This window comes from Micromonospora sp. NPDC051296, assembly GCF_040682255.1.
Lineage (GTDB): Bacteria > Actinomycetota > Actinomycetes > Mycobacteriales > Micromonosporaceae > Micromonospora > Micromonospora craterilacus.
This window is the reverse complement of the sequence record NZ_JBFBAO010000054.1, coordinates 1-26,229: the sequence shown is the minus strand read 5'-3', so window position 1 is coordinate 26,229 and position 26,229 is coordinate 1. Positions and strand designations below refer to the sequence as shown.

Here is a 26,229-nt window from a genome sequence, read left to right as displayed (position 1 = left end):
GCCGGCGGCGCGGCGCCGGCCAGGGCCAACAGCGCGGCCAGCGCCACCAGCGCGGCCCCCAGCCGGCGGCTGCTCGGCGGGCGCCGGCGAGGCGGCAACTCCGCGTCGGTCGGCTCGGTCAGCTCACCGAGGTCGATCAACGTCACGCTCGTCCTCCCCGCGCGCACCGGGCGCGTGCCCCTACCGGCCGTCGGGTGTCCGGCGCACGCCGACCTGCTGGCCATCGGAGCCTACGGGCTGCGCGGTGTCGTTGTGGTGCTCGCCGGCTCGACCCCGACAACTCCACCCTGCTCAGTCGGGCAGCCGCCACACCCCGATGTCACCGTCCTGCCGCCGGCAGGCCACCAGGTCACCCCGGTGCTGGCATTCGCGGACGGCGCCGGCCAGCACGTCGATGTGCCGCGGCCGCGGTTCGGCCGGATCGAGTCGGGCCAGCAGCAGACCGATGTCGGGCACCACCCGGGTCCCGAGCAGCCGCTGCGTGTACTCGTACTCGAAGACCGGACTCCAGGTCCCGTACTCGGTCAGCGTCGCCCCGGTCGCCGCGTCGACGGCGATCACGTCCAGGGCGTCCCCGCCCGTGGAAGCGACGGCCAGGGCACGTACCCCGTCGGCCACCACGACGTTGACGGTGTCGGGGCTGGTCCAGCGAAGGGCCCCGGTGGCCGAGTCGAGGAAGTGCGCGCCGCCACTGGCGACCTGCGCGCAGATCAGGACGCCGCACGGGGTGACGTAGTCGGCCAGCGGGACGGCCGTCTGCCAACGTTGGGTCAGCCCATCGAGGTCGTAGGCGGTGACCGTCCTCGAATTGCGAACCACCACCACCAGGTCACCAACCACCGATGCCTGTAGGTAACCGCCCGGATCGTCGTTGAACGGGGGGAGTCGGTGCCGAGGCTTGCCGGTCTCCGGCTCCAGCACCTCGACATCGCCGGCGGACGTGGCCACCACAATGGCGTCGATCACTCCGTCCCGCTGGTGGTGGTCCATCCAGACCGCCAGCAGCGAGGTCGACCACACTTCACGGCCGTCGGCCAGATCGACCGCCTTCAGAATGGTCGGCTCCCCCACTATGAAGGTGCGCAGCAGTACGCGTCCCGCCCCGTCGAGGGTGGCGGCTCCGGGCGCCCGCCAGCGCTGCTGCCCGGTGCGGCTGTCGAGCAGCCAGGTCTCGAGGACGTCGAGAGTGGACGATTGGTGACTGATGGAGAACAGCACCCCGAAGTCGTCGACGGGCTCCGCCTGGAAGACGCTGCTGCCGGCCGGCAGGGACACCCGCCACAGCGGAGCGAGTCGCTGCGGCCTGACCGTGGCGTGCCCCGGCCGTGGGTAGGCGACCAGTTCCCGGGTGCCGTCGGTCACCCCCGGTGCCGGCGTGACGATGAAGATCTGGTCTGCGCTGAGCAGTACGTCGGCCCCCAGGCCGGCCGGCACCGTCGCGTGCACCCGCGCGGCCGGCGGTGCGGCGCCGGCCACGGTCAGCAGCGCGGCCAGCGCCACCAGCGCGGCCCACAGCCGGCGGTTGCGGGCCGGGCCCCGTCGGCGCGGCGGCGCCGGTTCGGTCGGCTCGGTCAGCTCACCGAGGTCGATCAAGGTCACGCTCGCCCTCCCCCGCTGCGGCCCGGCGAGCGCCGACCTGCTGGCCATCGGAGCCTACGCGCTGCGGGCAACAATGCCTCGGCCCCGGCCGCCCGACGTGCCGCTGCCCGCCCGGCGCAGCGCTCACCCGGTGAGCTAGCTGCGGTCAGTCGCGCAGCTGCCACAGCCCGAAATCGCCGTTCTGGCGGCGGCAGGCGATCAGGTCCTCCCGGTACTGGCAGTTACCGACGGCACCGGGCAGCATGTCGATGCGCCGTGCCTGCGCCTGCGTCGGGTCGAGGCGGGCCAGCACCGCACCAACCTTGGGGATGGGCCGCGTGCCGAGCAGGTACGGGGCGTATTCAACCTCGCGGACCAGGTCCCAGGTGCCGTCGTCGGCCGCGATCCGCCCCGTCCCCGCGTCGATGGTCGTCACGTCCCCCGCCGGGCGGCCACGGTGATCGGACACCAGGGCACGCCGGTCGTCGGCGCGCAGGACGTAGACGTCGTCGACGATGCTCCACCGGATGGCTCCGGTCGCCGGGTCGAGCATGTGCGCGCCACCGCCGGCGTTGCTCGTGCAGAGCAGGGCGCCGCACGGGACGACCCATTCGATCGACGAGGCCGCTGTCTGCCAGCGTCGGACCATTCCGTCGATGTCGTAGGCGACCACACCCTTCGAGTTGCGGACCAGAACCAGGTCACCGACCACCCACGCACGCTGGTAACCGCCCGCTTCGTCGCTGGTGGCCGGAAGACGGTCCCGCAGCGCTCCGGTCTCCGGGTCCAGCACCTCGACGCCGCCGGCCGCCATGGACACCACGATTGCGTCGATCACCCCTTCCCGCTTGTGATATGTCACCAAAGTCGCCTTCGATGACACCGACCACAGTTCGCGACCACTGGCCAACTCGACTGCGGCAAGCGTGATCGGCCCCGTCACGTCGCCCGTTTGCAGCAGCACCCGGCCCGACGCGTCGGGCGTCGCGGTTCCGGGTTTCCGCCAGCGGGGCTGCCCGGTCCGGCTGTCCAGCAGCAGGGTCTCGGTCCCGTCGTCGGCAATGAGGGAGAGCACCAGGCCGGCGTCGTCCACACGTTCAGCCGCGGTGACCCGGTGCTCGGGCCCCACGGGCATCCGCCACAGTGGGGTGAGCCGCTGCGGCGTACCGGTGGCCCGCTCCGGCCTTTGGTAGGCGAGCAACTCCTCGCTGCCGTCGGTGGCCTCGCGTACCGGCACGACGGTGAGGATCTGGTCTCCGGTGAGGAACACCTGGGCGGCCAGCGAGGACGGCAGGATCGCCTGCATCCGGGGGGCTGGCGGCGCGGCACCGGCCAGGGTCAGCAGCGCGATCAGCGCCACCAGCGCGGCCCACAGCCGGCGGTTGCGGGCCGGGCCCCGCCGGCGCGACGGCTCCGGGCCGGTCGGCTCGGTCAGCTCACCGAGTTCGATCAACGTCACGGTCGCCCTCCCCCGGTGCGCGCCCTCACGGCTGTCGGGGGCCGCGCCGCACGCCTGTACGATGGCCCGTCGTGGCTGTGCCGGTGGTAAATCCCTCGCTGAACCCCGTCTCCGAGACCGCCGAGGCGGAAGCAACGACACCACGTCCCCGACGCGGCCCGGCCCGCGCCGACGTGTTGGCCATCGGAGCCTACGTGCTGCTCGGTGTCCTCGTCTGCCTCAACTACTGGGGCGACGTGAACAACCGGGTGTCGTCCCACCTGCCCACCGACCACAGCTGGTTCGAGTGGCTCTTCTCGCACGGTGCGTACTCGGTGCGCCACCTGGAGAACCCGCTGTTCAGCACGCAGCAGAACGCCCCGGACGGGGTGAACATGATGGCCAACACCTCGCTGCTCGGGGTGACCCTGCCGCTGGCCCCGCTGACCTTGCTGCTCGGCCCCCAGGTGGTGTACGCGCTCTACCTGGGCGGCGCGCTGGCGGCCACCGCCGGCACCTCGTACTGGATGCTGTCGCGGCACCTGGTGCGCTCCCGCGCCGCGGCCTTCATCGGTGGTGGGTTCCTCGGCTTCGCCCCCGGCATCGTGCACCACGCCAACGGTCAGCCCAACTTCGTCTCCAACTTCCTGCTCCCGCTGATCGTGGTGCGGGTGTTCCGGCTGACCGAACCCGGCCGGTGGCGGCGCAACGGCCTGGTGCTGGGCCTGCTGGTGGCGTACCAGATCTTCATCAACGAGGAAATGCTGCTGCTCACGGCGATGGCCTGCCTGGTCGTCGTGATCACGTACGCGCTGCTGCGACCGCGCGCCGCGCGCGCCCGCGCCGGCACGTTCGCGGCCGGGCTCGGCGTCGGCGGCGGGCTGGCCCTGCTGCTCACCGCCTACCCGATCTGGTTCCAGTTCAACGGTCCGCAGTCCTACCGGGGCCTGCAGGGCGGGGTGTTCCACAGCTGGGGCGAGGACATCGTCGCCTTCGTCACCTTCGCCCGTGACACGCTCGCCGGTGACGAGGCGGTCGAGTTGACCATCGGGCGGACCGAGCAGAACACCTGGTTCGGCTGGCCGCTGGTGCTGCTGTCGGTGGTGGCCCTGGCGCTGCTGGTGCGCCGCTCACTGGTCGCCCGGATCCTCGCCGTACTGGTGGTGATCTTCTCGGTCGCGTCGCTCGGCCCGGAGATCCGGTTCAACGGCGAGCTGACCGGGATCGCCGGCCCGTGGTCGTACATTCCCGCGGACGTGCCGCTGGTCGAGATGATGATGCCGACCCGGCTGACCCTGGTGACCACCGCCGCGCTCGGCGTGCTGCTCGCGCTGGCCTGGGACGCGGTGGCCGGCAACGGCCGCCCGCCGGTGCCGGCGCAGCGCACCCCCGGGATGACGACGCCCACCACCCGGCCGCGCCCTCGCTGGCAGCAGGCGACCGGGTACGCCGCGATCGCGCTCGCCGTGCTGCCGCTGATCCCCCGCCCGCTGCCGGCCGAGCCGGTCGATCCGCCGCCGGCCTTCATCACCTCCGGCGCCTGGCGGCCGTACGTGCCGGCGGGCCGGACGCTGGTGCCGGTGCCCATCCCCAGCAACGTGCACGGGTTGTCCACGCTGCGCTGGAGCGCGCTGACCCAGCACGAGTTCCGGATCCCGGCCGGCTACTTCATCGGCCCGAACCTGGACGGCCAGGGCGTCTTCGGCGCGCCGAACCGGCCCACCAGCACGCTCATCTACCGCACCATGGACGCCGGGGAGCTGCCCGAGCTGACCGACGAGAACCGCCGCGAGGCGCTGGCGGACCTGCGCTTCTGGCGGGCCTCGGTGGTGGTGCTCGGCGCTCACCCCCGGGAGGCGGTGCTGCGCGACCTGCTGACCGCCCTGCTCGGCCCGCCCCAGCGGGTCGACGACGTCTGGCTCTGGGACGTCCGCGACCGGGTGTAAGGCTTCAGTCGACGAGGGGGCGAACGTCCCAGACCAGGGCGTCGCCGATCTCCCGGGGCGGGCCGAGCAGCGCCTCGACGGTGCGCCGCACCGGTTCGCCGTGGTGCAGTCCACCCTGGACCACCACGGCGGCCCGCCAGTGCCGCAGGTCCGCCACCGCCTGACGCCGGTCCGCGTCGGTGATCGGCGGCACCTCGCCGGTGTCCGCCAACCGCCGCAGCAGCACCGAGGTGGGCCGGTCCGGCGCGCCCCAGCGGGCCGCCGGGTCGTCCGGCGCACGGGGGCCGATGAAGAAGCCGCCCGGCGCGGTGAAGGCCAGCCCGGTCCGCGCCGACCAGAGCATCCCCGGGCTGCGGCCCGCGTTGGTGACCGGCGGCACCGGCACCAGCGTCCGCCCCACCGGCACGTACGCCCGCCAGGTCCCGTCGGCGACAAACGCCGGCACCGGCCCGGCCGGCACGGTGCGGATCGGGGTCGGGGTCAGCGGCAGCAAGGCGGCGGCCACCGCACCGGCCCAGAGCAGGCGCACCGGCACCGCCCGGGGCGCGGTCCCGCCCGCCGGCACGCCGTTCCCCGGGGCCGGTCGGCCGGCGGTCGGCGGCCTGCCTTGGCCGAGGCCAGCGTCAGGCCGACCCAGCTGTCGGATCCGGTCGATCGACAGCGCCACCAGGATGCCCAGCACCGGTACGCAGATCAGCGCGAACCGGGCCGGCACCACGTGGTCGAGCAGCGGCAGACCGGCGACCAGCCGGTACGGCCCCGGCAGGTCGGTGAACGCGCCGTCGAGGCGTACCCGGGCCCCGAGGGAGAGCAGCGCGAACAGCACCCCGCAGGCGGCCAGCGCGCGCACCAGCGGGCGCCGCCACAGCCAGATCGTGACGATCACGGCCAACACCAGCAGCCCCGGCCCGAAGAACGAGTTCTCCTCGGTCGGGTTGGGCGCCAGCCCCGGCAGACGGTTGCCGCCGAACACGGTCTGCCGGGCCGAGGCGGTGAACGACGCCGCGTCCAGCTGGTAGCCGTACGCGTGGAACGGCATCCCGCGGTAGTGCCCGGGGCCGAAGAACTGGAACCACAGCGGGTACGCCAGCAGCACGCCCGCCACCGCCGCGCCGACCGCGATCCGGCCGGCCGTCGCCAGGGCGAGCCGGCCGGCGGCGGCCCGGTCGGCCAGCGCGTACCCGAGGACGAAGACGCCGGCGGCCAGCGCCACGAAGAGCAGCACCTCCTCGCCGAGGAAGACCTGGTACGTCACCGCCAATCCGAGCAGGACGCCGGGCCGCCACACCCGGCCGCCCGGTTCGGGGCGGAACACCAACGCCAGGATCACCGGCACCAGGAACTGGGCGGCCATGTGCAGGTGGGTTCCGGCCTGGGCCACCATGCCAGGGGCGAAGCCGCAGACCAGCCCGCCGACCGCGGCGGCCAGCCGGGAGTCGACCAGGCGGCGGCGCAGCAGCACGTACCAGGCGGTGGCGGTGCCGGCGAGGCAGCCGACCACCGCCACCACGAAGGCCACCTGGGAGCCGAACAGCAGCGTGACCGGGGCCAGCGGGACGCCCAGCCCGAGCACCGAGGTGTTGGCCATCAGGTTCACCCCGCCGGGGACGTTCAACGCGTCGCTCCACAGCGGATTCTCCAGCCCGACCACGGCACGCGCCGCCCGGGCCAGCATCCACTCGAAGAGGATCTGGTCGCCGGCCTGGTGGAACAGCCGGTCCGGGCGACCCCACTGCCGACTGGTCAGCCACAGCGCCAGCGCGAGGTACCCGCCCACCACGGCCGCGTCCCGGGTACGGGCGGGCAGCCGGCGACGACGGGCGACGGCCTCGGCCGGCCGCTCGGCCGTGCCGGCCAGCATCTACGACGAGCGGTCGGTCAGCGACCGCACGTCCCACACCCAGACGTCCAGCTCGTGGCGGGCCGGACCGACCAGCTGTTCGACGGTCTGCCGCAGCGGCTCGGAGTGCGGCTGGCTGACCGGCAGCACCAGGACCGCCGCCCGCCAGTGCCGCAGCTCGTCCAGCGACCGGCGCCGCTGGCGATCGTTCAGTTCCGGCGTCCGGCCGGTCGTCGCGACCTCCTCCAGCAGCCGCCCAATGCCGCTCGGCCGGCCGCCGAACCGGCCCGGATCGCCGGTGTTGCCGTTGCGCGGGGCGAGGAAGTAGCCGCCGGGAATCTTGAAGTCGAGGTTGGTCGCGGCGGCCCAGCGCATGCCGTGGGTGTTACCCATGCTCGGCACCGGGATCGGCACCAGCGTCTGGTCGGGCCCGACATAGACCCGCCAGCGGTCGGAGGTGATGAACTCCGGCACCGGCGGCCGGGAGGTCATCGGCAACGGCATGGGCGTGATCGGCAGCAGCGCGAGGATCAGGCCGCCGGCGGTCAGCGTACGCAGGGTCCGCCGGTCCAGCGGCAGCGTGCGACTCCGCTCGATGGCCAGGGCCAGCAGGATCGCCACGACCACGCTGGTGATCATGCCGAACCGGGTCGGCACCACCGCGTCGAGCAGCGGCAACCGGACCAGCCACTCCCACGGGCCGACGATCAGTTCCCGGTCCCACCAGGTGATCTGCTCGCCGAGGGAGAGGATGGTGTAGAACGCGGCGGTCGCGGCGAGCGCCCGGACCAGCACCTCCCGCCGGAGCCAGAGCACGATGCCGACGGCGATCAGCGCCAGGCTCCACCCGAAGAAGGCGTTCTCCTCGGAGTAGTTCGGGGCGAGGTTGACGTTCGCCCGCTGGTTGCCGCCGATGGTCGGCGAGCCGGGGGCGAAGTACGCGGCGATGTCGTTGCCGTAGTCGCGGACGGCGTCGCTGAGCCCGTGGTACGCCATCGGCCCGGCGAACTGGATGTACAGCGGGTACGCCAGCAGCGAGCCGGCGATCACCGTGCAGGTGGCCACCGCCTTGCCCAGCGGTCGCCAGGCCGTCGACCAGAGCGCGGGGCGCTGCACCACGACCGCGATCAGGAAGATCCCGCAGGCCATCGCGGTGAAGAGCAGGATCTCCTCGTTGATGAACGCCTGCGCGGTGACCAGCAGGGCCAGCAGCGCGCCGTCCCGGTAGGGCCGGGTGGACCGGGTGATGACCATCACCCGCCAGACGATGAACGGCAGCAGGAACTGGCTGATGATGTTCGGGTGCCAGCTGGCGTGCGACAGCATCGCCGGGGAGAAGCCGCAGAACCAGCCACCCACCACGGCGGCCAGCGGGTTGCTCACCACGTGCCGGGACAGCACGTGGTACCAGGCCGTGGCGGTGCCGGCGAGGGCGAGCGTGACCAGCAGTACGAAGGTGACGGCCGGTCCGAACAGCAGGGTCACCGGCACCATCGGGATGCCCAGCGCGAGGATGGCCGTGTTGGCCATCAGGTTGACCCCGTCCGGGTAGTTGAACTGCTCGGTGAAGAACGGGAACTCCCCGTGCAGCACCACCCGTACCGAGTGGGCGAGGAAGAACTGCACCTGGGCCGGGTCGCTGCTGTAGAGCGATGCCACCCGTCCGGCCGGGTCGGCCCAGATCTGGCTGGTCACCCAGACCGCGACGAGCAGGAAACCGCCGAAGACCGCGAGATCCTGCCGGCGGCGCGTCCACCGGAACCGGCGCCGTGGCGATGGAACGGATACTGCGGAGTCCTGCCCGTCTCCGGCCGCGCCAGCGTCCACGGTCGGGGCCATGGTCGGGCCAGCGTCCACAGTCGGGGCCGCGGTCGGGCCGGCGTCCACGGCGGTGTCCCGCGGCCCCTCACCCAGGGTGACGGGTTCGGGCGGCGAGCCCGCGGCGACGTCGGATTCCGGCGGCGATGCGGCGCGGGTCTCAGCAGGCGTCACAGTCGGCGGAGTCTACCCGAGTGGGGAAATAGCCCCAAAGTCGACGTGACGTCCGCTGTGGACGGAGTGCACCCTGGCGCGACGGAGCGTGAGCCGCCGCGAACCATCGACGGGACATCTCGTACTATTGCCCTCCGACACGACGACCGAGGCGATCGGGGGCGTAACAGGTGGCTCCAGTCCGCTGGCGCGGCTTGACGGCCACCGGCCTGTCTGCCCTGCTGGTCGCCGTCACCGCCTGCGGGCCGGTCGCCGAGCGCCGGCCACGGGACCTGCGGGTCGGCTACGACAGCATGGACGGCTCGCTGACCGTGTGGCCACCGCGAGGCTCGCTGGCCGAGGACTCGGCGGTGACGGCCGCGGTGACCGAGGCGGTACGCGACTGGCGGTCCCCGGTCGACGATCGGGTGCACCTGCCGTCGTCCGGCATCCTCTTCTCCGGCGAGGTCGGCGGCGCCCCGCTGGCCCTGGTCGCCGCGTCGGTACCCGGTCAGGCCGCCTCCTGGCTGCTCCAGCTCACCGGCGACGGCGACCGGTACGTGGTCAGCCACGCCACCGAATACACCGATCCCGGCTACCTGGTCTACTCCGACGTACTGCCGGTGCAGACCGCCGACGGGCGGCGCTATCTCACCTCCGAACGGGTCCGGCGGCTGGTCGGCCCGAACGGCCGCACCCTGTCCAACACGGACGGTCTCACCGCACCGGTCGACGTGCCGAGGTGCCAGGCGGTGACGGTGACGGCCACCCTGCGGTCCACCGAGTCGCTGCCCCGGGGCCGCTCCGCCGACCGGCTGCTCGACCTCGGCACCGGCACCGCGAACCCCCGCTATCCACTGGTACGCGACGAGAGCGGCTCGGGCAAGCGTGCGCTCGCGGGCCTCGACACCTGCCTGCTGGCCGGCGAGGAGGCCCCGTTCGGCAGCGTCGTCCGGCGCATCGGCGACCGGAACGCCCCGCAGTCGGTGCCCGCGTCCTGGCCGAAGGCGAAACTGGCCGTGCGTACGCTCGGCGAGGTGGCCCTCGGTGGCGGTGAGCCGGCCGAGCTGGACCAGCTCACCTGGGAGACCGCCGAGGGCACGATGAGCGCGGTCGTCTACCGGCCCGCCGACGGCGGCCCGGTGGTGCTCTCCCCCGCCGACCGGACCAACCCGTTGCAGGTCTACGAGGTGCCGGTACCGGGGCAACCGCTGGTCGTGCTGAGCTGGCGCTCCACCAAGGACACCACGCTGTCGGTGCCCCCGAAGACCACCCGCCTGGTCGACCGCCCCGGCCTCGTGGTCGTCCCCCGCCCCGACCGCACCGAGACCTTCAGCCTCGCCGCCGACGAAAAAACCCACTACCGCTCCGCCGGCTCCCCCCGCCGCTAACCCCGACCCACGCCCCCGGCCCACGGCGATCTTGCACTTCTTGTCCCCGCAAAAGGCGCACTCTGCGCGAAAAGGCGACCAGAAGTGCATGATCGACGCGGCGGGGTGCGGGTGCGCGAGGTTGGGCCCGGTTCGCCGGGGGCGGGGCCGGGCCGGGTGGGTGGGTGGGTGGGTGGGGTGGGTCAGTTGGGGGTGGTGGGGGTTAGGGAGGCGGGGTCGACTGGGCTGGTGTCCAGGCGGGAGATCCAGCCGGTGACGTCGCGGGCCACGTCCTGGGCGGTCAGGCCGAGGTCGGCCAGGATCTGGCTGCGGGAGCCGTGCGGGTGCCACTCGGCCGGCACGCCGAGGTCGCGCAGCGGCACCCGGACACCGGCGTCCCGCATGGCCTGGCCGAGGGCGTCGCCGACGCCGCCGACCCGGACGCCGTCCTCGACGGTGACCACGAGGCGGTGCGCGGTGGCCAGCTCGACCAGCTCGGCCGGGACCGGACGGACCCAGCGCGGGTCGACCACGGTCACCCCGTAGCCCTGCTCGGCGACCCGGGCGGCGACGTCCATGCCCAGCTGGCCGAAGGAGCCGACGGCGACCAGCAGTACGTCGGTACGCGCCGACTCGGCCAGCACGTCGACGGTGCCGATCCGGCGCACGGCGGGCAGGTCGGCGGCGACGGCACCGGTCGGGAAGCGCAGGATCGTCGGGCCGTCGTCGACGGCAACCGCCTCGCGCAGCTCCTCGCGGAGGGTGGCGGCGTCGCGGGGGGCGGCGATCCGCAGGCCGGGCACCACCCCGAAGACCGACATGTCCCAGATGCCGTAGTGGCTCGGCCCGTCGGGGCCGGTGATGCCGGCCCGGTCCAGCACGAACGTGACCGGCAGCTTGTGCATCGCCACGTCGAGCAGGACCTGGTCGAAGGCCCGGTTGAGGAAGGTCGCGTAGACCGCCACCACCGGGTGCAGCCCACCGAGCGCCAAACCGGCCGCCGAGGTGGCGGCGTGCTGCTCGGCGATGCCCACGTCGTAGGTGCGCTCCGGGTACTTACGGGCCAGCTTCGCGATGCCGGTCGGCTCGGCCATGGCCGCGGTGATGCCCACCACGTCGGGCCGCTCGTCGGCGATCGCGACCAGCTCGTCGGCGAAGACGTGCGTCCACTTCACCGACGGCGCGGCGACCAGCTGACCCGTCTCGACGTCGAAGGCGCCGCCCGGTCCGTGCAGGCAGTCCGCCTCGTCCTCCTCGGCCGGGCGGTAGCCATAGCCCTTGCGGGTGACCGCATGCACGATCACCGGGCCGCCGAAGTTCTTCGCCGCCCGCAGCGCCGACTCGACCGCGGCCACGTCGTGCCCGTCGACCGGGCCGACGTACTTGATGCCGAGGTCCTCGAACATCGCCTGCGGCGCGACCGCGTCCTTGATGCCCTTCTTGACCGCGTGCAGCACCTCGTACATCGGCTTGCCGACCAGCGGGGTCGAGCCGAGGGCGTCCTTGACCGCGTCGAGGACCTTCTCGTAGCCCGGGTTCAGCCGCAGCGTGGAGAGATGGTCGGCGAGACCGCCGATGGTCGGCGCGTACGAGCGGCCGTTGTCGTTCACCACGATGACGAGGGGGTTGCCGGCGGCGGCGATGTTGTTCAGCGCCTCCCAGCACATGCCGCCGGTCAGCGCCCCGTCGCCGACCACGGCCACCACGCTGCGCGACTCGCCTCGCAGCGCGTACGCCTTGGCCAGCCCGTCGGCGTACGACAGGGCGGTGGAGGCGTGCGAGTTCTCGATGATGTCGTGCTCGCTCTCGGCCTGGCTGGGGTAGCCGGAGAGCCCACCGCGCTGGCGCAGCTGGTCGAAGCCCTCCTGCCGGCCGGTGACGATCTTGTGCACGTACGCCTGATGGCCGGTGTCGAACAGCAGCCGGTCACGGGGAGAGTCGAAGACCCGGTGCATGGCGAGGGTGAGCTCCACCACGCCCAGGTTGGGGCCGATGTGCCCGCCGGTGCGTGACACCTTGGCGATCAGGAAGTCACGGATCTCGGCGGCGAGGATGTCCAGCTCGGTGGCCGACATCCGCTTGACGTCCTGGGGACCGTGCACCGCGGCCAGCAGCCGGCCCTGGTTGGCCGTGTCCTCTTCAACACTCATGACCGCAGAGTCTATCGGCCCTCGCGCACCACGCAGCCCGGGTCGCCGGGCCCGCGGTACTGAGCGGGAGGTCAGTCCCGCACCCGCAGCCGGCGTGGCGGCATGATCCGCGGGCCAGCGCCGGGCGCGCCGGGACCGGCCCGGTACGGCGGCCCGGCGGGCGTCCAGGAGCCGAGCACCGCCGCGCGGGTGGCCCCGGTCACCGACGGGAGCGCCCCCGGCAAGCCGTGCCAGGACAGCCAGCCCAACAGGGCGAACGCGTACGCCTCCTTCGCCTCCGCCGGGATGCCCAGCTCGTCGGTGGTACGCAACCGCCAGCGACCGGCGCCGAGCGCGGCGAGCCGCCGCCACAGGGTCGGGTTGCGCACCCCGCCACCGGCGGCGACCACCTCGACCACCCGGTGCCGGTCGCAGGCGTCGGCCACCACCCGGGCGGTCAGCTCGGTCAGCGTGGCGAACACGTCGTCGGCCGGCACCGGCCCGCCGACGGCGGCCAGCCGCTCGTCGAGGTACCGGGCGTGGAACAACTCCTTGCCGGTCGACTTCGGCGGCGGCGCGGCGTAGTACGGCTCGGCGAGCAGTTCGGCGAGCAGGGCGTCGTGGACCCGGCCGGCCGCCGCCCGGGCACCGTCACGATCGCAGGCGGCGTCGAGCAGGCGCCGGGCGGCGGCGTCGAGCAGGGCGTTGGCCGGACCCACGTCGTACCCGAGCACCGGCGCCCCGGCCGCGACCACGGTGAGGTTGGCGATGCCGCCCAGGTTCAACGCCGCCCGCGGCGCCGCCCCGCCGCCGGCCAGCAGCAGCGCGTCGAAGGCCGGCACCAACGGCGCGCCCTGCCCGCCGGCGGCGACGTCCGCCGAGCGCAGGTCGCTGAGCACGGGTACGCCGACCCGGGCGGCCACCCGGGCCACCGAGCCCAGTTGCAGGGTGCCCCGGGTCCGCCGGTCCTCGACCCAGTGGAAGACGGTCTGCCCGGGCGACACGACGCCGTCGACGTCGCCACCGGCCAGCGCCACGCCCACCGCCGCGGCCTCGGCGAAGACCTCCCCCAGCCGGTTGTCGAGCCGGCAGACGGCCTCGATCGTGGTCGTCGTCGGCGGCAGCACCGCCGCGATCGCGGCGCGCAGCTCGTCGTCGTGGTCGAGGCCCCGATGCCCGAGCGGCCGCAACCACAGGGTGTCGCCCTCGGCGGTGAACTCGGCCACCGCCACGTCCACCCCGTCGTACGAGGTACCCGACATCAGCCCGACGATCTTCACCGCGCCAGGCTAACGAGCCGGCTCGACTCAGTCCGGCAGCAGCAGCCCGACCAGCTCCACGTGCTGGGTCATCGGGAAGAGGTCGTACCCGCGCAGCGCCGCCAGCCGCCAGCCGAGGCTGGTAAAGACCCGCAGGTCCCGGGCGAACGCGGCCGGGTCGCAGGCCACGTAGGCCACCGCGCGAGGCCCGGCGGCGACCACGTCGCGGACCACCCGGGCACCAGCCCCGGACCGGGGCGGGTCGAGCACCACCACGTCGACCGGCCCGGTGACCCGGCGGCGGGCCAGCGCGGTCTCCACCCGGGCCGCCACCACCTCCACCCGGGGCAGGTCACGCAGGTTCTCCCGGGCCGCCGTGACGCCGTCGCCGGCCGCCTCGACCAGGGTGACCCGCCCGGCCTCACCGACCCGGTCGGCCAGCGCCGCGGCGAACAGCCCGGCCCCGCCGTAGAGATCCCAGGCCGTCTCCCCCGGCCGTGGCCCGGTCAGCTCCAGCACCGCACCGACCAGGGTGTCCGCCGCGGCGGGGTGGACCTGCCAGAACGACGAGGCGGGCAGCGACCACTCCCGGCCCACGGCCCGCTCCCGGACCCGGCCCGGTCCGCTCACCACCCGGGTACGCCCGGCTGCGAGGGCGGTCACCGCGACATCCCCGCCGGTGGAGGCGACCGTCTCCACCGCGTCGGCGTCCGGCCAGCAGGCCCCGGTCGCAGTGAGCACCGGCAGCTCCTGGATGGCCGGGTGGGCGATCAGGCAGCGGTCCACCGGCACCACCTCGTGCGAGCGGTGTTTGAGCAGCCCGGCCCGGCCCGCGGCGTCCACCGCGTAGCGGACCCGGGAGCGCCAGCCGAGCGGGCCGCCCGGCAGCGCCTCGACCCGCACGTCCAGGGCGTCGCACTCGGCCTCGTCGAGGCCGCCGAGGCGGGTGAGCTGCTCGCGGACGACCGCGGCCTTCCAGCGCAGTTGGGCGTCCGGGGCGACATGTTGCAGGTCACAGCCGCCGCAGCGACCCGGCCGCGCGTACGGGCAGGGCGGGGCGACCCGGTCCGGGGCAGCCTCCAGCACGGCCACCGCGTCGGCCCGGACGAAGCCCCGGTGCACCTCGGTGACCTCGGCCACCACCCGCTCGCCGGGCAGGGCGTGCCGGACGAAGACCACCTGGCCGTCCACCCGGGCCACGCAGTGCCCACCGGGGGCCACCGCCGCCACGGTCAGCTCGACCCGCTGCGCCTCTTCCAACCCGCTCACACCGCCACCTCGCTTCGCTCACCGGCGGCGCGAGACGCCACGCTGCTATGCCCAACGGTTCGCTCACTCCGCTCGCTCACGCCGCCACCTCGCTACGCTCGGCGCCGGCCTGAGCGCTGTCGCTGCGTTGATGGCTCGCTCGCTGCCACTCGCTCACTGCGCCTCACCATCCGGCTGGCCGGTGCCGGGCCGGGTGGGGGCCACCGGCGGGACGCTCGGTGGCAGCGTGCTGCGTGGCGCGATCCGGGGGCCGCGGACCGGCCCCCGGCCCAGGGTGGCGTCCATCCGATCGAGATCCTTTCCGGCGGTGGAGGCGAGCTGCCACGGCACGCTGGTCACCATCACCCCCGGCTCGAACAGCAGCCGGCCCTTCAGCCGCAGCGCGCTCTGGTTGTGCAGCAGGTTCTCCCACCAGCGTCCGACGACGTACTCCGGGATGAAGACGGTGACCACGTCGCGCGGCGAGTCCCGGCGGACGCCGGCCACGTAGCTCAGGATCGGGCGGGTGATCTCCCGGTACGGCGAGTCGATCACGGTCAGCGGGATCGGCACGTCCCGCCGCTCCCAGTCGGCCTGCAACTGCCGGGTGTCGTTGTCGTCCACGTTCACGGTCACCGCGGTGAGCGTGTCCGGCCGGGTGGCCTGGGCGTACGCCACCGCCCGCAGGGTCGGCTGGTGCAGCTTGCTGACCAGCACGATCGCGTGGTTACGGGCGGGCAGCACCGGCCGCCCCTCGTCCGGGGTCAGCTCCACGGCGACCCGGTCGTAGTGCCGGCGGATGGCCAGCATCAGCAGGTAGATCACGCCCATCGCGACGATGGCGATCCAGGCGCCCAGCAGGAACTTGGTGACCAGCACGATGACCAGCACCGCCCCGGTCATCGCCATGCCGAAGGCGTTGATGGCCCGGGAGCGGACCATCCGGCGGCGCGTCCGCGGATCCCGCTCGGTACGCAGGTGCCGGTTCCAGTGCCGGATCATCCCGGCCTGGGAGAGGGTGAACGAGACGAAGACCCCCACGATGTAGAGCTGGATGAGCTTGGTCACCTCGGCCTGGAAGCCGACGATCAGCACGATCGCGAAGCCGGCCAGGAAGAGGATCCCGTTGGAGAAGGCGAGCCGGTCGCCCCGGGTGTGCAGTTGCCGGGGCAGGTAGCGGTCCTGGGCGAGGATCGAGCCGAGGACCGGGAAGCCGGTGAACGCCGTGTTGGCGGCCACGAAAAGGATCGTGGCGGTCACCCCGACCACCAGGAACAGCAGCACCGAGTTGGCGCCGAAGATCGTCTCGCCGAGCTGGGCGGTGACCGTCTTCTGCACGTACCCCTCGGGGCCGGCGACGATCTGGTGGTGCGGGTCCTCGACGAACTGCAACCCGGTGAGCCGGGCCAGCCAGACGATGCCGATCAGCATGGTCACCGCGACCAGGCCGAGCAGCAGCAGGGTGGTGGCGGCGTTGCGGCTCTTGGGCGCCTTGAACGCCGGCACCCCGTTGGAGATCGCCTCCACCCCGGTGAGCGCGGCACAGCCGGAGGAGAAGGCGCGCAGCAGCAGGAACGCCATCACCCAGCCGGTGGTGTCGTGCCACTCCGCGGCGATCACCAGGTCGGCACTGGGGGCACGCAGGTCGTGGCCGAGCACCACGACCCGGACCAACCCGGTGAGGATCATGCCGACGATGACGATCATGAAGCCGTAGGTGGGGATGGCGAACGCGCTTCCCGCCTCCTTGAGGCCACGCAGGTTGACCGCGGTCAGCAGGACCACGGCGCTGACCGCGATGAGCACCTTGTGCTCCGCCACGAACGGGATGACCGAGCCGAGGTTGGCCACCCCGGAGGCGACCGACACGGCGACCGTCAGCACGTAGTCGACCAGCAGCGCGCTGGCCACCCCGATGCCGAAGCGGGGGCCGAGGTTGACGGTGGCCACCTCGTAGTCGCCACCCCCGGAGGGGTAGGCGTGCACGTTCTGCCGGTAGCTGGCCACCACCGTCAACATCACCACGATGACCGCGAGGGCCACCCAGGGTGAGAAGACGAAGGCCGAGGCGCCCGCGATGGAGAGCATCAACAGGATCTCGTCCGGCGCGTACGCCACGCTGGACAACGCGTCCGAGGCGAAGACGGGCAGGGCGATGCGCTTCGGCAGCAGGGTGTGCTTGAGGCGGTCGGACCGGAACGGTCGACCGACGAGCAGCCGCTTCAGCAGGGAGGTGGATCGGGCCACAACCGCCAAGCGTACGACCACCGTCGGCGGTCGTGCCGGGGGTGGCCGGCTGCGGGCCGATCGCCGGCCGTGGGGGCCCTGGCCGCCCGTGGGGTGGTGGCCGGCGCGCCGCACCGCCGGAGTACCGTCGGTCCCCGCCCGTGGCCCCGACGTGGCAGGCTCGCAGGCGATGAGGCGCAGCGGTACGCACCCATGGGAGGCAGCGTGCATATCGTGATCATGGGATGTGGTCGGGTCGGCTCGACCCTGGCCCACAACCTGGAGTCCCGAGGGCACTCGGTGGCGATCATCGACCAGGACGCCGACGCCTTCCGCCGGCTGGGGCCCGACTTCGGTGGCATCACGGTCACCGGGGCCGGCTTCGACGGCGACGTGCTCCGCCAGGCCGGCATCGAGCGGGCGGACGCCTTCGCCGCCGTCTCCAGCGGCGACAACTCCAACATCATCTCGGCTCGGCTGGCCCGCGAGACGTTCGGCGTGTCCCGGGTGGCGGCCCGCATCTACGACCAGCGCCGGGCGCAGGTCTACGAGCGTCTGGGCATCCCCACCGTGGCCACCGTCCGGTGGACCGCCGACCGGATGCTGCGGCACCTGCTGCCGGAGGGCAACGTGGAGATCTTCCGGGATCCGACCAGCACCGTCTCGATCGTCGAGGTGCCGGTGCACAAGGACTGGATCGGTCGCCCGGTGCCGGCCCTCGAGGAGGCGACCGGAGCCCGGGTGGCGTACCTGATCCGCTTCGGCATCGGCACGCTGCCCACCGCCTCCACCGTGGTGCAGGAGGGCGACCAGGTCTTCATGCTGGTCACCGACGACATGGTGGCCACGGTCACCGCGGTGGCGGCAGCGCCGGAAGGAGCGCAGTGATCATGCGGATCGCCATCGCCGGCGCCGGCAACGTGGGCCGCTCGATCGCCCAGGAGTTGATCGAGAACGGCCACCAGGTCCTGCTGATCGAGCGTCAGCCGCGGATGCTGCGGCCCGACCGGGTGCCGGCCGCGGAGTGGGTGCTGGCCGACGCGTGCGAGCTGGCCAGCCTGGAGGAGGCCGACCTCGCCGGCTGCGACGTGGTGGTCGCGGCGACCGGCGACGACAAGGTCAACCTCGTGGTCTCGCTGCTGGCCAAGACCGAGTTCGCGGTGCCCCGGGTGGTCGCGCGGGTCAACCGGGCCGAGAACGAGTGGCTGTTCACCGAGCAGTGGGGCGTGGACGTGGCGGTCAGCAAGCCACGGGTGATGGCCGCGCTGGTCGAGGAGGCGGTGACGGTCGGCGACCTGGTCCGCCTGATGACCTTCCGGCAGGGCGAGGCCAACCTCGTCGAGATCACATTGCCGCCGACCGCGCCGTACGTCGGGCAGCCGCTGCACGCGGTGCCGCTGCCCCGGGACGCCGCGCTGGTGGCGATCCTGCGCGGCAAGCGGGTGCTGGTGCCAAGCCAGGACGACCCGATCGAGGCCGGCGACGAGCTGATCTTCGTCTGCACGGCCGAGGTGGAGGACGCCGTCCGGGAGGTGGTGCTCGGTCCGGGCAGCGTCGAGCGCACCCGCGACTCGCGGTGAGGCGGCGAGCGGGCGCCGAGCCCGCTCAGCTGGCCAGCGGCGCGGGCTCCGGTTCCCGGGTGACCCGGCGTACGGTCCAGACCGTGATCAGCAGCAGCAGCACGTACGGCGGGTAGCCCAGGGCCAGCCGGGCCACACCGAGCGCGGTGTCCTGCTCGGCGAGGTAGAGCCCGGCCTGCACGCCCACCTTGGCCAGCCAGACCACGCCCCACAGCACGGTCAACCCGGTGAAGGTCCGCACCAGTTTCGGGTCGTCGCGCCACTCGGAGCTGCCCTTGGCCACCAGCACCGACCAGAGCCAACCGACCAGGGGCTGCCGGATCAGCGCCGAAACCAGCAGCGCCAGCCCGTAGCCGATGCCGTAGAGGATGCCGGGTAGGTAGAAGTCGCGGGCCTCGCCGGTGCGCCAGGCGATGGCGGCACCGATGGCGATGCCGAACAACCCGTTGACGGCGTGCCGCACCGGCCGCCGCTGGGCCAGCCGCAACGCCCCGATCAGCACCGCCACGCCCACCGACGCGATCACCGCGGGGCGCAGCTCGCCGAGGATGTTGACGACCACGAAGACCACCACCGGGATGCTGGACTCGACCAGCCCCCGCCAACCACCGAGCTGGTCGGCCATCTGCTCGGCGACGGTGGGCAGCCGCTCCTCGTCCGCCGGCCCGGTCCCCGGCTGGGTTGCCGGTTGCTGTCCCGTGGTCATCGCCCGCCCTTCAGGTTCACTTCGACGGCTCCAGCTCGTAGTACGGGTTGTAGATCACCTTGCGCTCGTCCCGGATCGCGATCCGCCCCTTGGCGGTCAGGTGCCGCCCCGGTTCGATGCCGGTGATGCGCCGACGCCCGAGCCAGACCAGCGTCACGACGTCGCTGCCGTCGTAGAGGTCCGCCTCCAACGCCGGCAGGTTGGTCCGCGGCGTGTAGACGACCGTACGCAGCCGGCCGGTGACCGAGGCCACCTGCCCTCGGGCGCACTGCAGCACCGGCACCGCGCCGCACCGGGCGCTCTCCTGTTGCAGCTGCTGCGCCTCGATCTCGGCCTCGCTGGCGGTGAGCCGGCGCAGCATCCGCCGCAGCGAACCCCGACCCTCGTCGGCCGTCATGACCTCCGCGTCACCCTCTCCAACCCGGCTGGCTACCGCCAGCACCCGCTGCCGCTCCGGCGGCGCCGGAACGGCTCCCGCCAGCGTACGCCGATCGGGGCCGTCCCGGCGCTCCGGCAAGGGCCCGCCTCATCGGGCACCCGGCGCCGACGCGGCGTCGGCTTCGGCCTGGTCGGGCTGCCCGGCCGCTTCACCCGCCTCGCGGGGCAGCCGCAGCGGCAAGGGCTCGCGCACCGGCTTGGCCTCCCCGCCCCGGTCGACGACCAGGCCGTCCATGCACTGGGCCAGCGGGCCGGCGGCCGCCGGGTTGGTGGCCGCCTCACCCTGGTACACCGCCCGGACCATCCACCGCGGCCCGTCGACGCCGACGAACCGCAGGTCGGTCAACCCGTCCTCGGTACGCACCCGGGCGTGCAGCTCGGTGCCGTACTCGCCGGTCACCTCCTGCGCGGCGGCGCCATCCTTGAACAGGGACTGGCGGATCTCCTCGCGCACCTCGTCCCAGATCCCCTCGGAGCGCGGGGCGGCGAAGACGCCGAGTTGCAGGGCACTCTGCCCGTGCACCAGCACGACCTGCTGGATCACACCCTGCTGGTCGGCCTGCACCCGCACCTCGACGTCGGGCACCGCCGGGATCTGCAGGCTGCCCAGGTCGAGCCGCTGCACCCCGTCAGGCGCCTCGGTGACGTCGTACGGCCCGCGCGCCGGCTCCGCCGGGACCGACTCGGCGCCCTCGGGCACGTCGGTGGCCCGCTCGTCGCGGGCATGCCGTCCCGCGGCCCGCTTTCGGGAGAAGATCACTGGGTCCACCCTCCGCTGTTCGCACTCACCGTGCCACCTCTTCCGTCCGCGCCGTCCGTCGCCGGCGGCGGTACCAGCCTGGCGTGCCCGCCGGTGGAGCCGTGCCCGCCGGTCCCGCGTCCAGACGCCGGCAGCTCGGCCACCGGCTGGAAGACCGCCCGTTCCACCCGTTGCACAACGAGTTGCGCGATCCGGTCGCCCCGGGAGATCCTCACCGGCACGGCCCGATCATGGTTGATCAGGTTGACCAGGATCTCACCCCGGTAGCCGGCGTCGACCGTACCGGGCGCGTTGAGCACCGTCACGCCGAGTCTGGCCGCAAGCCCCGATCGGGGGTGGACCAGACCCACGTACCCCTCGGGCAACGCGATCGCCACGCCGGTCGGCACCAACGCCCGACCGCCGGGCGGCAACTCGACGTCGGTGGCCGCCACCAGGTCGGCGCCGGCGTCACCGGGATGGGCGTACGCCGGCAGCGGCAGCTCGGGGTCGAGCTGCCGGACCGGCACGGGCACCAGATCGGTCACGGTCTCCCTCTTTCGTCCGTTCCGCTGGGGGTGACCCTGCCATCCTGCCCGGTACCCGGGTGGCTGCGCGCCGTACCCTGGCACGAGTGAGCCAGTCACCGTCACCTTCGTCCACCACGGCGACCCCGGCGTACGCCGAACGGCTCCTCCTGCCCTGGTGGCTGTGGCTGGCGGGGCTGGCCGCCGCCGCCCTGCTCGCCGTCGAGGTGTGGATGGGCGGGGCCGGCGTACGCGCCTGGTTGCCGTTCGCGGTGCTGCTGCCGGCCACCGTCGCCGGGCTGGCCTGGCTGGGCCGGATCCGGATCGCGGTGACCGATGGCGAGCTGCGGGTCGACGACGCCCGGCTGCCGGTGCGGTTCGTCGCCGACGCCGTCCCGTTGGATGCCGACGGGCGGCGTGAGGTGCTCGGCGTCGGCGCCGACCCGCTGGCGTTCGTCGTGCAGCGTCCGTGGATCCGGGGCGCGGTCCAGGTCGTCCTCGACGACCCGGCCGATCCCACCCCGTTCTGGGTGGTCAGCTCCCGGCACCCGGTCGAGCTGGCCGAGGCCCTCCTGGCCGCCCGCGACGCGGCCCGCTGACCGGCCACGCCCGCCCCGCAACGGCCCAGGCCCCACTGACCTCGCCGGAACCGGCGGTCAGGGCGCACCGGGCAGCGCGGGCGGGGTGCCGGGCAGGGCCGGCGGGACCCCGGGCAGGCTGCGCCGCTGCCGGCGCAGGTCGGTGCGGAGCTGGTCGGCCAGCGTGCGGGTGGCCCGCCGGTTCAGGTAGCTCGCCACCGCGGCGCCAGTGAGGAAGGGCCCCAGCGTGGTCAGGTTGCGGCCGAACCGCTTGAGCAGGGTGTCCCGCAGCTCGTGGCGGGCAGCCGTGCCGAGCACGGCGCCGATACCCACGCCGGGCATCATCGGGTTGACCCCGCGCTGGTTGGCCCAGGCATGCACCAGGGCCACCGTCCGCTGGGTGCCGCCAGCGGGCAGCGGGACCCCGTAGACCTCGTGCAGTTCACCGGTCAGCTTCAGCTCGATCGCCACCACCGTGACCGTCTCGGCGGCGAGCAGGACAGGCGCGGACAGCAGGCTCGGCGCGACCGTCCACTGCACCGCGGAGGCGCCGCCGCCGGCCGCGCCGATCCCCGCCGTCGCCCGGGACGCGTTGCGCACCAGCCGGTCGGCCAGCTCCTCGCCGTCCAGACCGGGGAAGTGCCGACGCAGCGTGGCCAGGTCACGGATCGGCACGTGCGGCGCGATCTCGGCGACCGTGTCGACCATCCAGCGCAGCGCCGCCTTCGGTTTGAACAGGTCCCCGACCCCCCGGGACCGGGCCTGGCCGACCAGTCGACCGAGCAACTGGCGGCGAGTCGCCGGCTCGACCTCGTCGGCGGTCAGCGCCACGATCGTCGCGTCCAGCTCATCCCCACGCTCACCGCGTTCGCTCATGACGGCACTCCGCTGCGCTCCGTGCCGCCATGAGGCACCACCGCACTGAGCCTGACGATTCGCTCGCTCCGTTCGCTCATGACGGCACTCCGCTACGCTCCGTGCCGCCATGAGGCACCACCGTACTGAGCCGATGATTCGCTCGCTGACGCTCGCTCATGACCCGACCTCCCGGGTGGACGACCGCCGGCGCGACGGCCATGCCTCACGAGTCAACCAGGTCGACCGGCGCGGCGCTCGCCGAGCCGGGCAGCGGCGGCTCCGCTCGGGAGCCGCCGCTTTGGTGGTGGTGCCGTACCCGTCGTTCAGACGCACTCGCGGCAGATCAGCTCGCCGTTACGCTCGATCGCCAACTGGCTGCGGTGGTGCACCAGGAAGCAGCGGGCACAGCGGAACTCGTCCTGCTGCATCGGCAGCACCTTGACCGTGAGCTCCTCGTCGGCCAGGTCGGCGCCGGGCAACTCGAAGCTCTCAGCCACTTCGGCCTCGTCGACGTCCACGGCGCCCGACTGCGAGTCGACACGCCGGGCCTTGAGCTCTTCCAGGCTGTCCTCGCCGAGGTCGACCTCGTCGCGGCGCGGGGCGTCGTAGTCGGTGGCCATCGGTTTCACTCTCCCATTTCGATGTTGTCGCTTCCGGTTGTAACGCCGGACGACGCTGTTTCGGTTCCGCTGGCCGGCCATCGCTAGTGTCGGCCACCTGACCCGACGACCGCTCGGGTCAGACCGCCGGAGAAACTCCCCCGGCGAGCGCGGAACCCTACCCCCCCTTTGGGCGAGGCATGTATACCGCCCTCGTGGCTGAGATGTACGCCCCTGCACGGGAAGTTGTTCCCAATGTGACTCAGGCGACACGAAGATAGGGGTAGTACTACCCGGTTCTTGGATGCCGCGCCGGCATGTCGGACTGTTTCACGCGACGGTCGGACAACCGTTAACCTCAGCGGCGTAACTGACGGCCGGCGGGGCGGCCCGACCGCTGACAGTCGCCGCCACCCATCACTGCCCGGGAGCGCCCTGATGAGCTTTGCGCGAGTGCGAGCACTCGTTGTCGTCGGCATGCTGGCTGTGGTCGCCCTGGTCTTCGTGATCGTCGCCATGGTCCGGGACACCCAGGGTAACGCCGGTCTGGCCGAGGGCTGCCCCGATGACTGGCCGCGCGCCGACGTCACCCTGCGCGAGGCCAAGGAAGTCAAGATCGAGGTGCTCAACGGCACCGACCGCCCCGGGTTGGCGGCCAGCGTCGGCGACGACTTCCGCAACCGCAACTTCCAGGTGGAGAAGGAATCCACCGCGAAGAAGCAGATCGACGAGGTGGCGGTGCTGCGCTACGGCCCGAAGGGCGTCGGCGCGGCGCACCTGCTGCGGGCGTACTTCCTGAACGACGCCGATCACGAGTACGACCCCAAAATCACCACCGATGTCGTCAAGGTGACGCTCGGCAACAGCTTCCAGCAGTTGGCCACCACCACCGAGGTCAACCAGTCCCTCGGCGACCTCGGCGCCCCGAACGCCCCGCCGGGTTCCTGCCCGATGCCGGTCGACTGACCGCCGGGCCGACCGGATCGCCCGTCCGGCCGGTTGTCGATCTGACCGGACGGGCCGATCTGACCGGACGAGCGGCCGGACTGCCGATCGGCCGGCCGGGCGGCTCAGGGGCCGCCGGAGGCGTCCAACTCGGCCAGGCGGTCGTGTAGGGGGCCGAACAGCGCGGGCGGCGCGGCGATGACCATGTCCGGTCCGGGTGCCAGCCCCTTGAGACCGCCGATCACCAGGCCGGCCTCGGCCGCCACCAGCCCCCCGGCCGCCTGGTCCCAGGCCGCCAGCCCCTTCTCGTAGTAGGCGTCGGCCCGCCCCTCGGCGACCACGCAGAGGTCGACGGCGGCCGCGCCGAGCCGGCGGATGTCCCGCACCTGCGGGATCAGCTCGGCCACCACCCGGGCCTGGTGCGCCCGGCGGCTTGGGTCGTAGCCGAAGCCGGTGATCACCAGTGCCTGGCCGAGGTCGGTCTCGGTGGAGCAGCGCAGGCGCCGCCCGTCCCGCCAGGCGCCGCCACCGAGGGTCGCGGTCCACTCGTCGCCGGTGTGGATGTTGCGGACCACACCCGCCACCACCTCGCCGTCCACCTCTGCGGCGATCGACACCCCGCAATGCGGCAGCCCGTACAGGTAGTTGACCGTGCCGTCGATCGGATCCACGATCCACCGCACCCGCGCCGGGGCGTCCGTACCGCGCTCCGCCGCGCCGTACTCCTCGCCCAGCACGGCGTCGTCCGGCCGCAGCCGGCGCAGCGCATCGGTGATCTGGCGCTCGACCGCGCGGTCGGCTGCGGTCACCACGTCGGTGACGGTGCTCTTGGTCGCCGCCACGGAGACACCCTCGGCCCGCATCCGGTGCGCGGTGGCGGCCGCGTCCCGCGCCACGTCGATCGCTATTTCCAGCAGTTCCTGCGGCGGCGGTGCCGAGTCCATCGTCCGTCCCCTTCCCGCACGGCCGGGTTTCCGGGTCCCGCGCGGGTATCATCCTTACAAAGTCCACAAGCGCACCGAATCGGCGGTCCCGATCGCCGGTCAGCCGTGCGGCGCAGGATGATCGCCGCAGACGGCGTTACAATTCACCCCTGCCCACGCGCCACGGACCGCCCGACGACCGGCCGGCCCGGGACACGGGGGTCCCTCAACCACATCGCCCGGCACGGTGCCCCACGCTGCGCCGGACGATCCGGCCGTGCTCGCTCTTCGCCTCCGGAAGGTCATTCGTGACAGAACCCCGCCAGACCGGCGCCGACGTTCGCTCGCTCACCGACACCCTGATCGCCCACGCGCAGAGCGCCGGCGGCCAGCTCACGTCGGCCCAGCTCGCGCGCACCGTCGAGTCCGCCGAGGTGACTCCGGCCCAGGCCAAGAAGATCCTGCGGGCGCTCTCCGAGGCCGGGGTAACCGTCGTGGTCGACGGCTCGGCCAGCACCCGCCGCCGGGTCGCCGCCGCCCGCTCCGCGACCCCGGCGTCCCGGGCCACCACCGCCAAGACCACCAAGAAGGCCGCGCCGCCCGCTCCGAAGCAGGCACCCGCCGCCGAGGAGGCGCCGGCGCCGGCGCCACGGAAGGCGACCTCGCGCAAGGCCGGGACCACCGCCGAGGTGGCCGCCAAGGCCGCCGCGCCGGCCAAGAAGTCCACCCGTGCCACCAAGGCGACGGTGGCCGCCGCGACCGGTGCCGCGAAGCCCGCCGGCAAGGCCAACGGGGAGGCCGCTGAGGGCGAGGTCGATCCCGAGGAACTCGCCGCCGAGATCGAGGACGTGGTGGTCGAGGAGCCGGTCGAGCTGGCCCGGGCCGCCGCAGCCGACGCGGCGAGCTCCGCCAGCGACAACGACTTCGAGTGGGACGACGAGGAGTCCGAGGCGCTCAAGCAGGCGCGCCGGGACGCCGAGCTGACCGCCTCGGCCGACTCGGTCCGGGCGTACCTCAAGCAGATCGGCAAGGTGCCGCTGCTCAACGCCGAGCAGGAGGTGGAGCTCGCCAAGCGGATCGAGGCCGGGCTCTACGCCGCCGAGCGTCTGCGCGCGGCCGACGAGGGCGAGGAGAAGCTCGTCCGCGAGATGCAGCGCGACCTGCTCTGGATCTCCCGGGACGGCGAGCGCGCCAAGAACCACCTGCTGGAGGCGAACCTCCGGCTGGTCGTCTCGCTCGCCAAGCGGTACACGGGCCGCGGCATGGCCTTCCTCGACCTCATCCAGGAAGGCAACCTCGGCCTCATCCGCGCCGTCGAGAAATTCGACTAC

The 26,229-nt window shown here is 73.2% G+C and carries 22 protein-coding genes; 7 read left to right on the top strand and 15 right to left on the bottom strand.

Features of this window, described 5'->3' with window-relative positions; all coding sequences use genetic code 11:
- Window positions 1-291 precede the first annotated feature (291 nt).
- Both AB0M52_RS08975 and AB0M52_RS08970 read right to left on the bottom strand, forming a co-directional pair.
- The gene (locus AB0M52_RS08975; RefSeq protein ID WP_363950900.1) at window positions 292-1,599 is read right to left on the bottom strand and encodes a PQQ-binding-like beta-propeller repeat protein; all 1,308 of its coding nucleotides are present in this window, start codon (window positions 1,597-1,599) and stop codon (window positions 292-294) included.
- A 145-nt stretch (window positions 1,600-1,744) separates the two neighbouring features.
- Complete coding sequence (locus tag AB0M52_RS08970) at window positions 1,745-3,037, bottom strand: PQQ-binding-like beta-propeller repeat protein (protein ID WP_363950897.1); 1,293 nt, start codon at window positions 3,035-3,037, stop codon at window positions 1,745-1,747.
- A 98-nt stretch (window positions 3,038-3,135) separates the two neighbouring features.
- Between AB0M52_RS08970 and AB0M52_RS08965 the strand changes: the two genes are divergently transcribed.
- Window positions 3,136-4,962 carry a hypothetical protein gene (locus AB0M52_RS08965; RefSeq protein ID WP_363950914.1) on the top strand — a complete coding sequence of 609 codons (1,827 nt, stop codon included), beginning with the start codon at window positions 3,136-3,138 and terminating at the stop codon, window positions 4,960-4,962.
- Between the two features lie 4 nt (window positions 4,963-4,966).
- Here the strand turns inward: AB0M52_RS08965 and AB0M52_RS08960 are convergent, their stop codons facing one another.
- Both AB0M52_RS08960 and AB0M52_RS08955 read right to left on the bottom strand, forming a co-directional pair.
- Window positions 4,967-6,823 carry a hypothetical protein gene (locus AB0M52_RS08960; RefSeq protein ID WP_363950894.1) on the bottom strand — a complete coding sequence of 619 codons (1,857 nt, stop codon included), beginning with the start codon at window positions 6,821-6,823 and terminating at the stop codon, window positions 4,967-4,969.
- Window positions 6,824-8,641 carry a hypothetical protein gene (locus AB0M52_RS08955; RefSeq protein WP_363950909.1) on the bottom strand — a complete coding sequence of 606 codons (1,818 nt, stop codon included), beginning with the start codon at window positions 8,639-8,641 and terminating at the stop codon, window positions 6,824-6,826. It lies immediately after the preceding gene.
- Between the two features lie 347 nt (window positions 8,642-8,988).
- On the opposite strand from AB0M52_RS08955, the gene AB0M52_RS08950 reads away from it, so the two are divergent.
- On the top strand, window positions 8,989-10,164 hold the full coding sequence (locus AB0M52_RS08950; RefSeq protein WP_363950891.1) for a hypothetical protein: 1,176 nt from the start codon (window positions 8,989-8,991) through the stop codon (window positions 10,162-10,164).
- Window positions 10,165-10,346: 182 nt separating this feature from the next.
- On the opposite strand, the gene dxs is transcribed toward AB0M52_RS08950, so the two are convergent.
- The 4 genes from dxs to AB0M52_RS08930 all read right to left on the bottom strand — a co-directional run bounded on the left by dxs (window position 10,347) and on the right by AB0M52_RS08930 (window position 17,026).
- Window positions 10,347-12,293, bottom strand: coding sequence for a 1-deoxy-D-xylulose-5-phosphate synthase (gene dxs, locus AB0M52_RS08945; RefSeq protein ID WP_363950888.1), 1,947 nt, complete (start codon window positions 12,291-12,293; stop codon window positions 10,347-10,349).
- 71 nt (window positions 12,294-12,364) lie between these two features.
- Window positions 12,365-13,552: an anhydro-N-acetylmuramic acid kinase gene (locus tag AB0M52_RS08940; protein WP_363950885.1), complete on the bottom strand. Its 1,188-nt coding sequence runs from the start codon at window positions 13,550-13,552 to the stop codon at window positions 12,365-12,367.
- Between the two features lie 27 nt (window positions 13,553-13,579).
- The gene (locus AB0M52_RS08935) at window positions 13,580-14,800 is read right to left on the bottom strand and encodes a TRAM domain-containing protein (protein ID WP_363950882.1); all 1,221 of its coding nucleotides are present in this window, start codon (window positions 14,798-14,800) and stop codon (window positions 13,580-13,582) included.
- A 153-nt stretch (window positions 14,801-14,953) separates the two neighbouring features.
- Window positions 14,954-17,026, bottom strand: coding sequence for an APC family permease (locus tag AB0M52_RS08930; protein ID WP_363950880.1), 2,073 nt, complete (start codon window positions 17,024-17,026; stop codon window positions 14,954-14,956).
- Between the two features lie 204 nt (window positions 17,027-17,230).
- Between AB0M52_RS08930 and AB0M52_RS08925 the strand changes: the two genes are divergently transcribed.
- The gene (locus tag AB0M52_RS08925) at window positions 17,231-17,893 is read left to right on the top strand and encodes a TrkA family potassium uptake protein (RefSeq protein WP_363950877.1); all 663 of its coding nucleotides are present in this window, start codon (window positions 17,231-17,233) and stop codon (window positions 17,891-17,893) included.
- A gap of 2 nt (window positions 17,894-17,895) precedes the next feature.
- The gene (locus AB0M52_RS08920) at window positions 17,896-18,585 is read left to right on the top strand and encodes a TrkA family potassium uptake protein (RefSeq protein ID WP_111213750.1); all 690 of its coding nucleotides are present in this window, start codon (window positions 17,896-17,898) and stop codon (window positions 18,583-18,585) included.
- A 25-nt stretch (window positions 18,586-18,610) separates the two neighbouring features.
- On the opposite strand, the gene AB0M52_RS08915 is transcribed toward AB0M52_RS08920, so the two are convergent.
- The 4 genes from AB0M52_RS08915 to dut all read right to left on the bottom strand — a co-directional run bounded on the left by AB0M52_RS08915 (window position 18,611) and on the right by dut (window position 21,016).
- Window positions 18,611-19,291: a DUF3159 domain-containing protein gene (locus AB0M52_RS08915; protein ID WP_363950874.1), complete on the bottom strand. Its 681-nt coding sequence runs from the start codon at window positions 19,289-19,291 to the stop codon at window positions 18,611-18,613.
- Between the two features lie 16 nt (window positions 19,292-19,307).
- On the bottom strand, window positions 19,308-19,688 hold the full coding sequence (locus AB0M52_RS08910) for an OB-fold nucleic acid binding domain-containing protein (RefSeq protein WP_363950906.1): 381 nt from the start codon (window positions 19,686-19,688) through the stop codon (window positions 19,308-19,310).
- Window positions 19,689-19,817: 129 nt separating this feature from the next.
- Window positions 19,818-20,489: a DUF3710 domain-containing protein gene (locus tag AB0M52_RS08905; RefSeq protein WP_363950871.1), complete on the bottom strand. Its 672-nt coding sequence runs from the start codon at window positions 20,487-20,489 to the stop codon at window positions 19,818-19,820.
- Entirely contained in the window at window positions 20,486-21,016 is a 531-nt protein-coding gene (dut, locus tag AB0M52_RS08900; RefSeq protein WP_363950868.1) for a dUTP diphosphatase, read from the bottom strand. Before dut ends, AB0M52_RS08905 begins: the two co-directional genes overlap by 4 nt.
- An 86-nt stretch (window positions 21,017-21,102) precedes the next feature.
- Here dut and AB0M52_RS08895 point away from each other — a divergent pair, with 86 nt between their 5' ends.
- Window positions 21,103-21,594 carry a DUF3093 domain-containing protein gene (locus tag AB0M52_RS08895; RefSeq protein WP_363950862.1) on the top strand — a complete coding sequence of 164 codons (492 nt, stop codon included), beginning with the start codon at window positions 21,103-21,105 and terminating at the stop codon, window positions 21,592-21,594.
- Window positions 21,595-21,651: 57 nt separating this feature from the next.
- Here AB0M52_RS08895 and AB0M52_RS08890 read toward each other — a convergent pair whose 3' ends face one another.
- Window positions 21,652-22,449: a hypothetical protein gene (locus AB0M52_RS08890; RefSeq protein WP_363950860.1), complete on the bottom strand. Its 798-nt coding sequence runs from the start codon at window positions 22,447-22,449 to the stop codon at window positions 21,652-21,654.
- A 305-nt stretch (window positions 22,450-22,754) separates the two neighbouring features.
- Window positions 22,755-23,051 (bottom strand): DUF4193 domain-containing protein, encoded by a 297-nt coding sequence (locus AB0M52_RS08885; protein WP_137778117.1) that lies wholly within the window; start codon window positions 23,049-23,051, stop codon window positions 22,755-22,757.
- A 432-nt stretch (window positions 23,052-23,483) separates the two neighbouring features.
- Here AB0M52_RS08885 and AB0M52_RS08880 point away from each other — a divergent pair, with 432 nt between their 5' ends.
- The gene (locus AB0M52_RS08880) at window positions 23,484-23,996 is read left to right on the top strand and encodes a LytR C-terminal domain-containing protein (RefSeq protein ID WP_363950903.1); all 513 of its coding nucleotides are present in this window, start codon (window positions 23,484-23,486) and stop codon (window positions 23,994-23,996) included.
- Window positions 23,997-24,100: 104 nt separating this feature from the next.
- Here the strand turns inward: AB0M52_RS08880 and AB0M52_RS08875 are convergent, their stop codons facing one another.
- A complete protein-coding gene (locus AB0M52_RS08875) occupies window positions 24,101-24,919 on the bottom strand; it encodes an inositol monophosphatase family protein (protein ID WP_363950858.1) in 819 nt (272 codons plus the stop codon).
- Window positions 24,920-25,206: 287 nt separating this feature from the next.
- Here AB0M52_RS08875 and AB0M52_RS08870 point away from each other — a divergent pair.
- Window positions 25,207-26,229: sigma-70 factor domain-containing protein (locus AB0M52_RS08870; RefSeq protein WP_363950856.1), on the top strand; the 1,023-nt coding region annotated here is incomplete at its 3' end.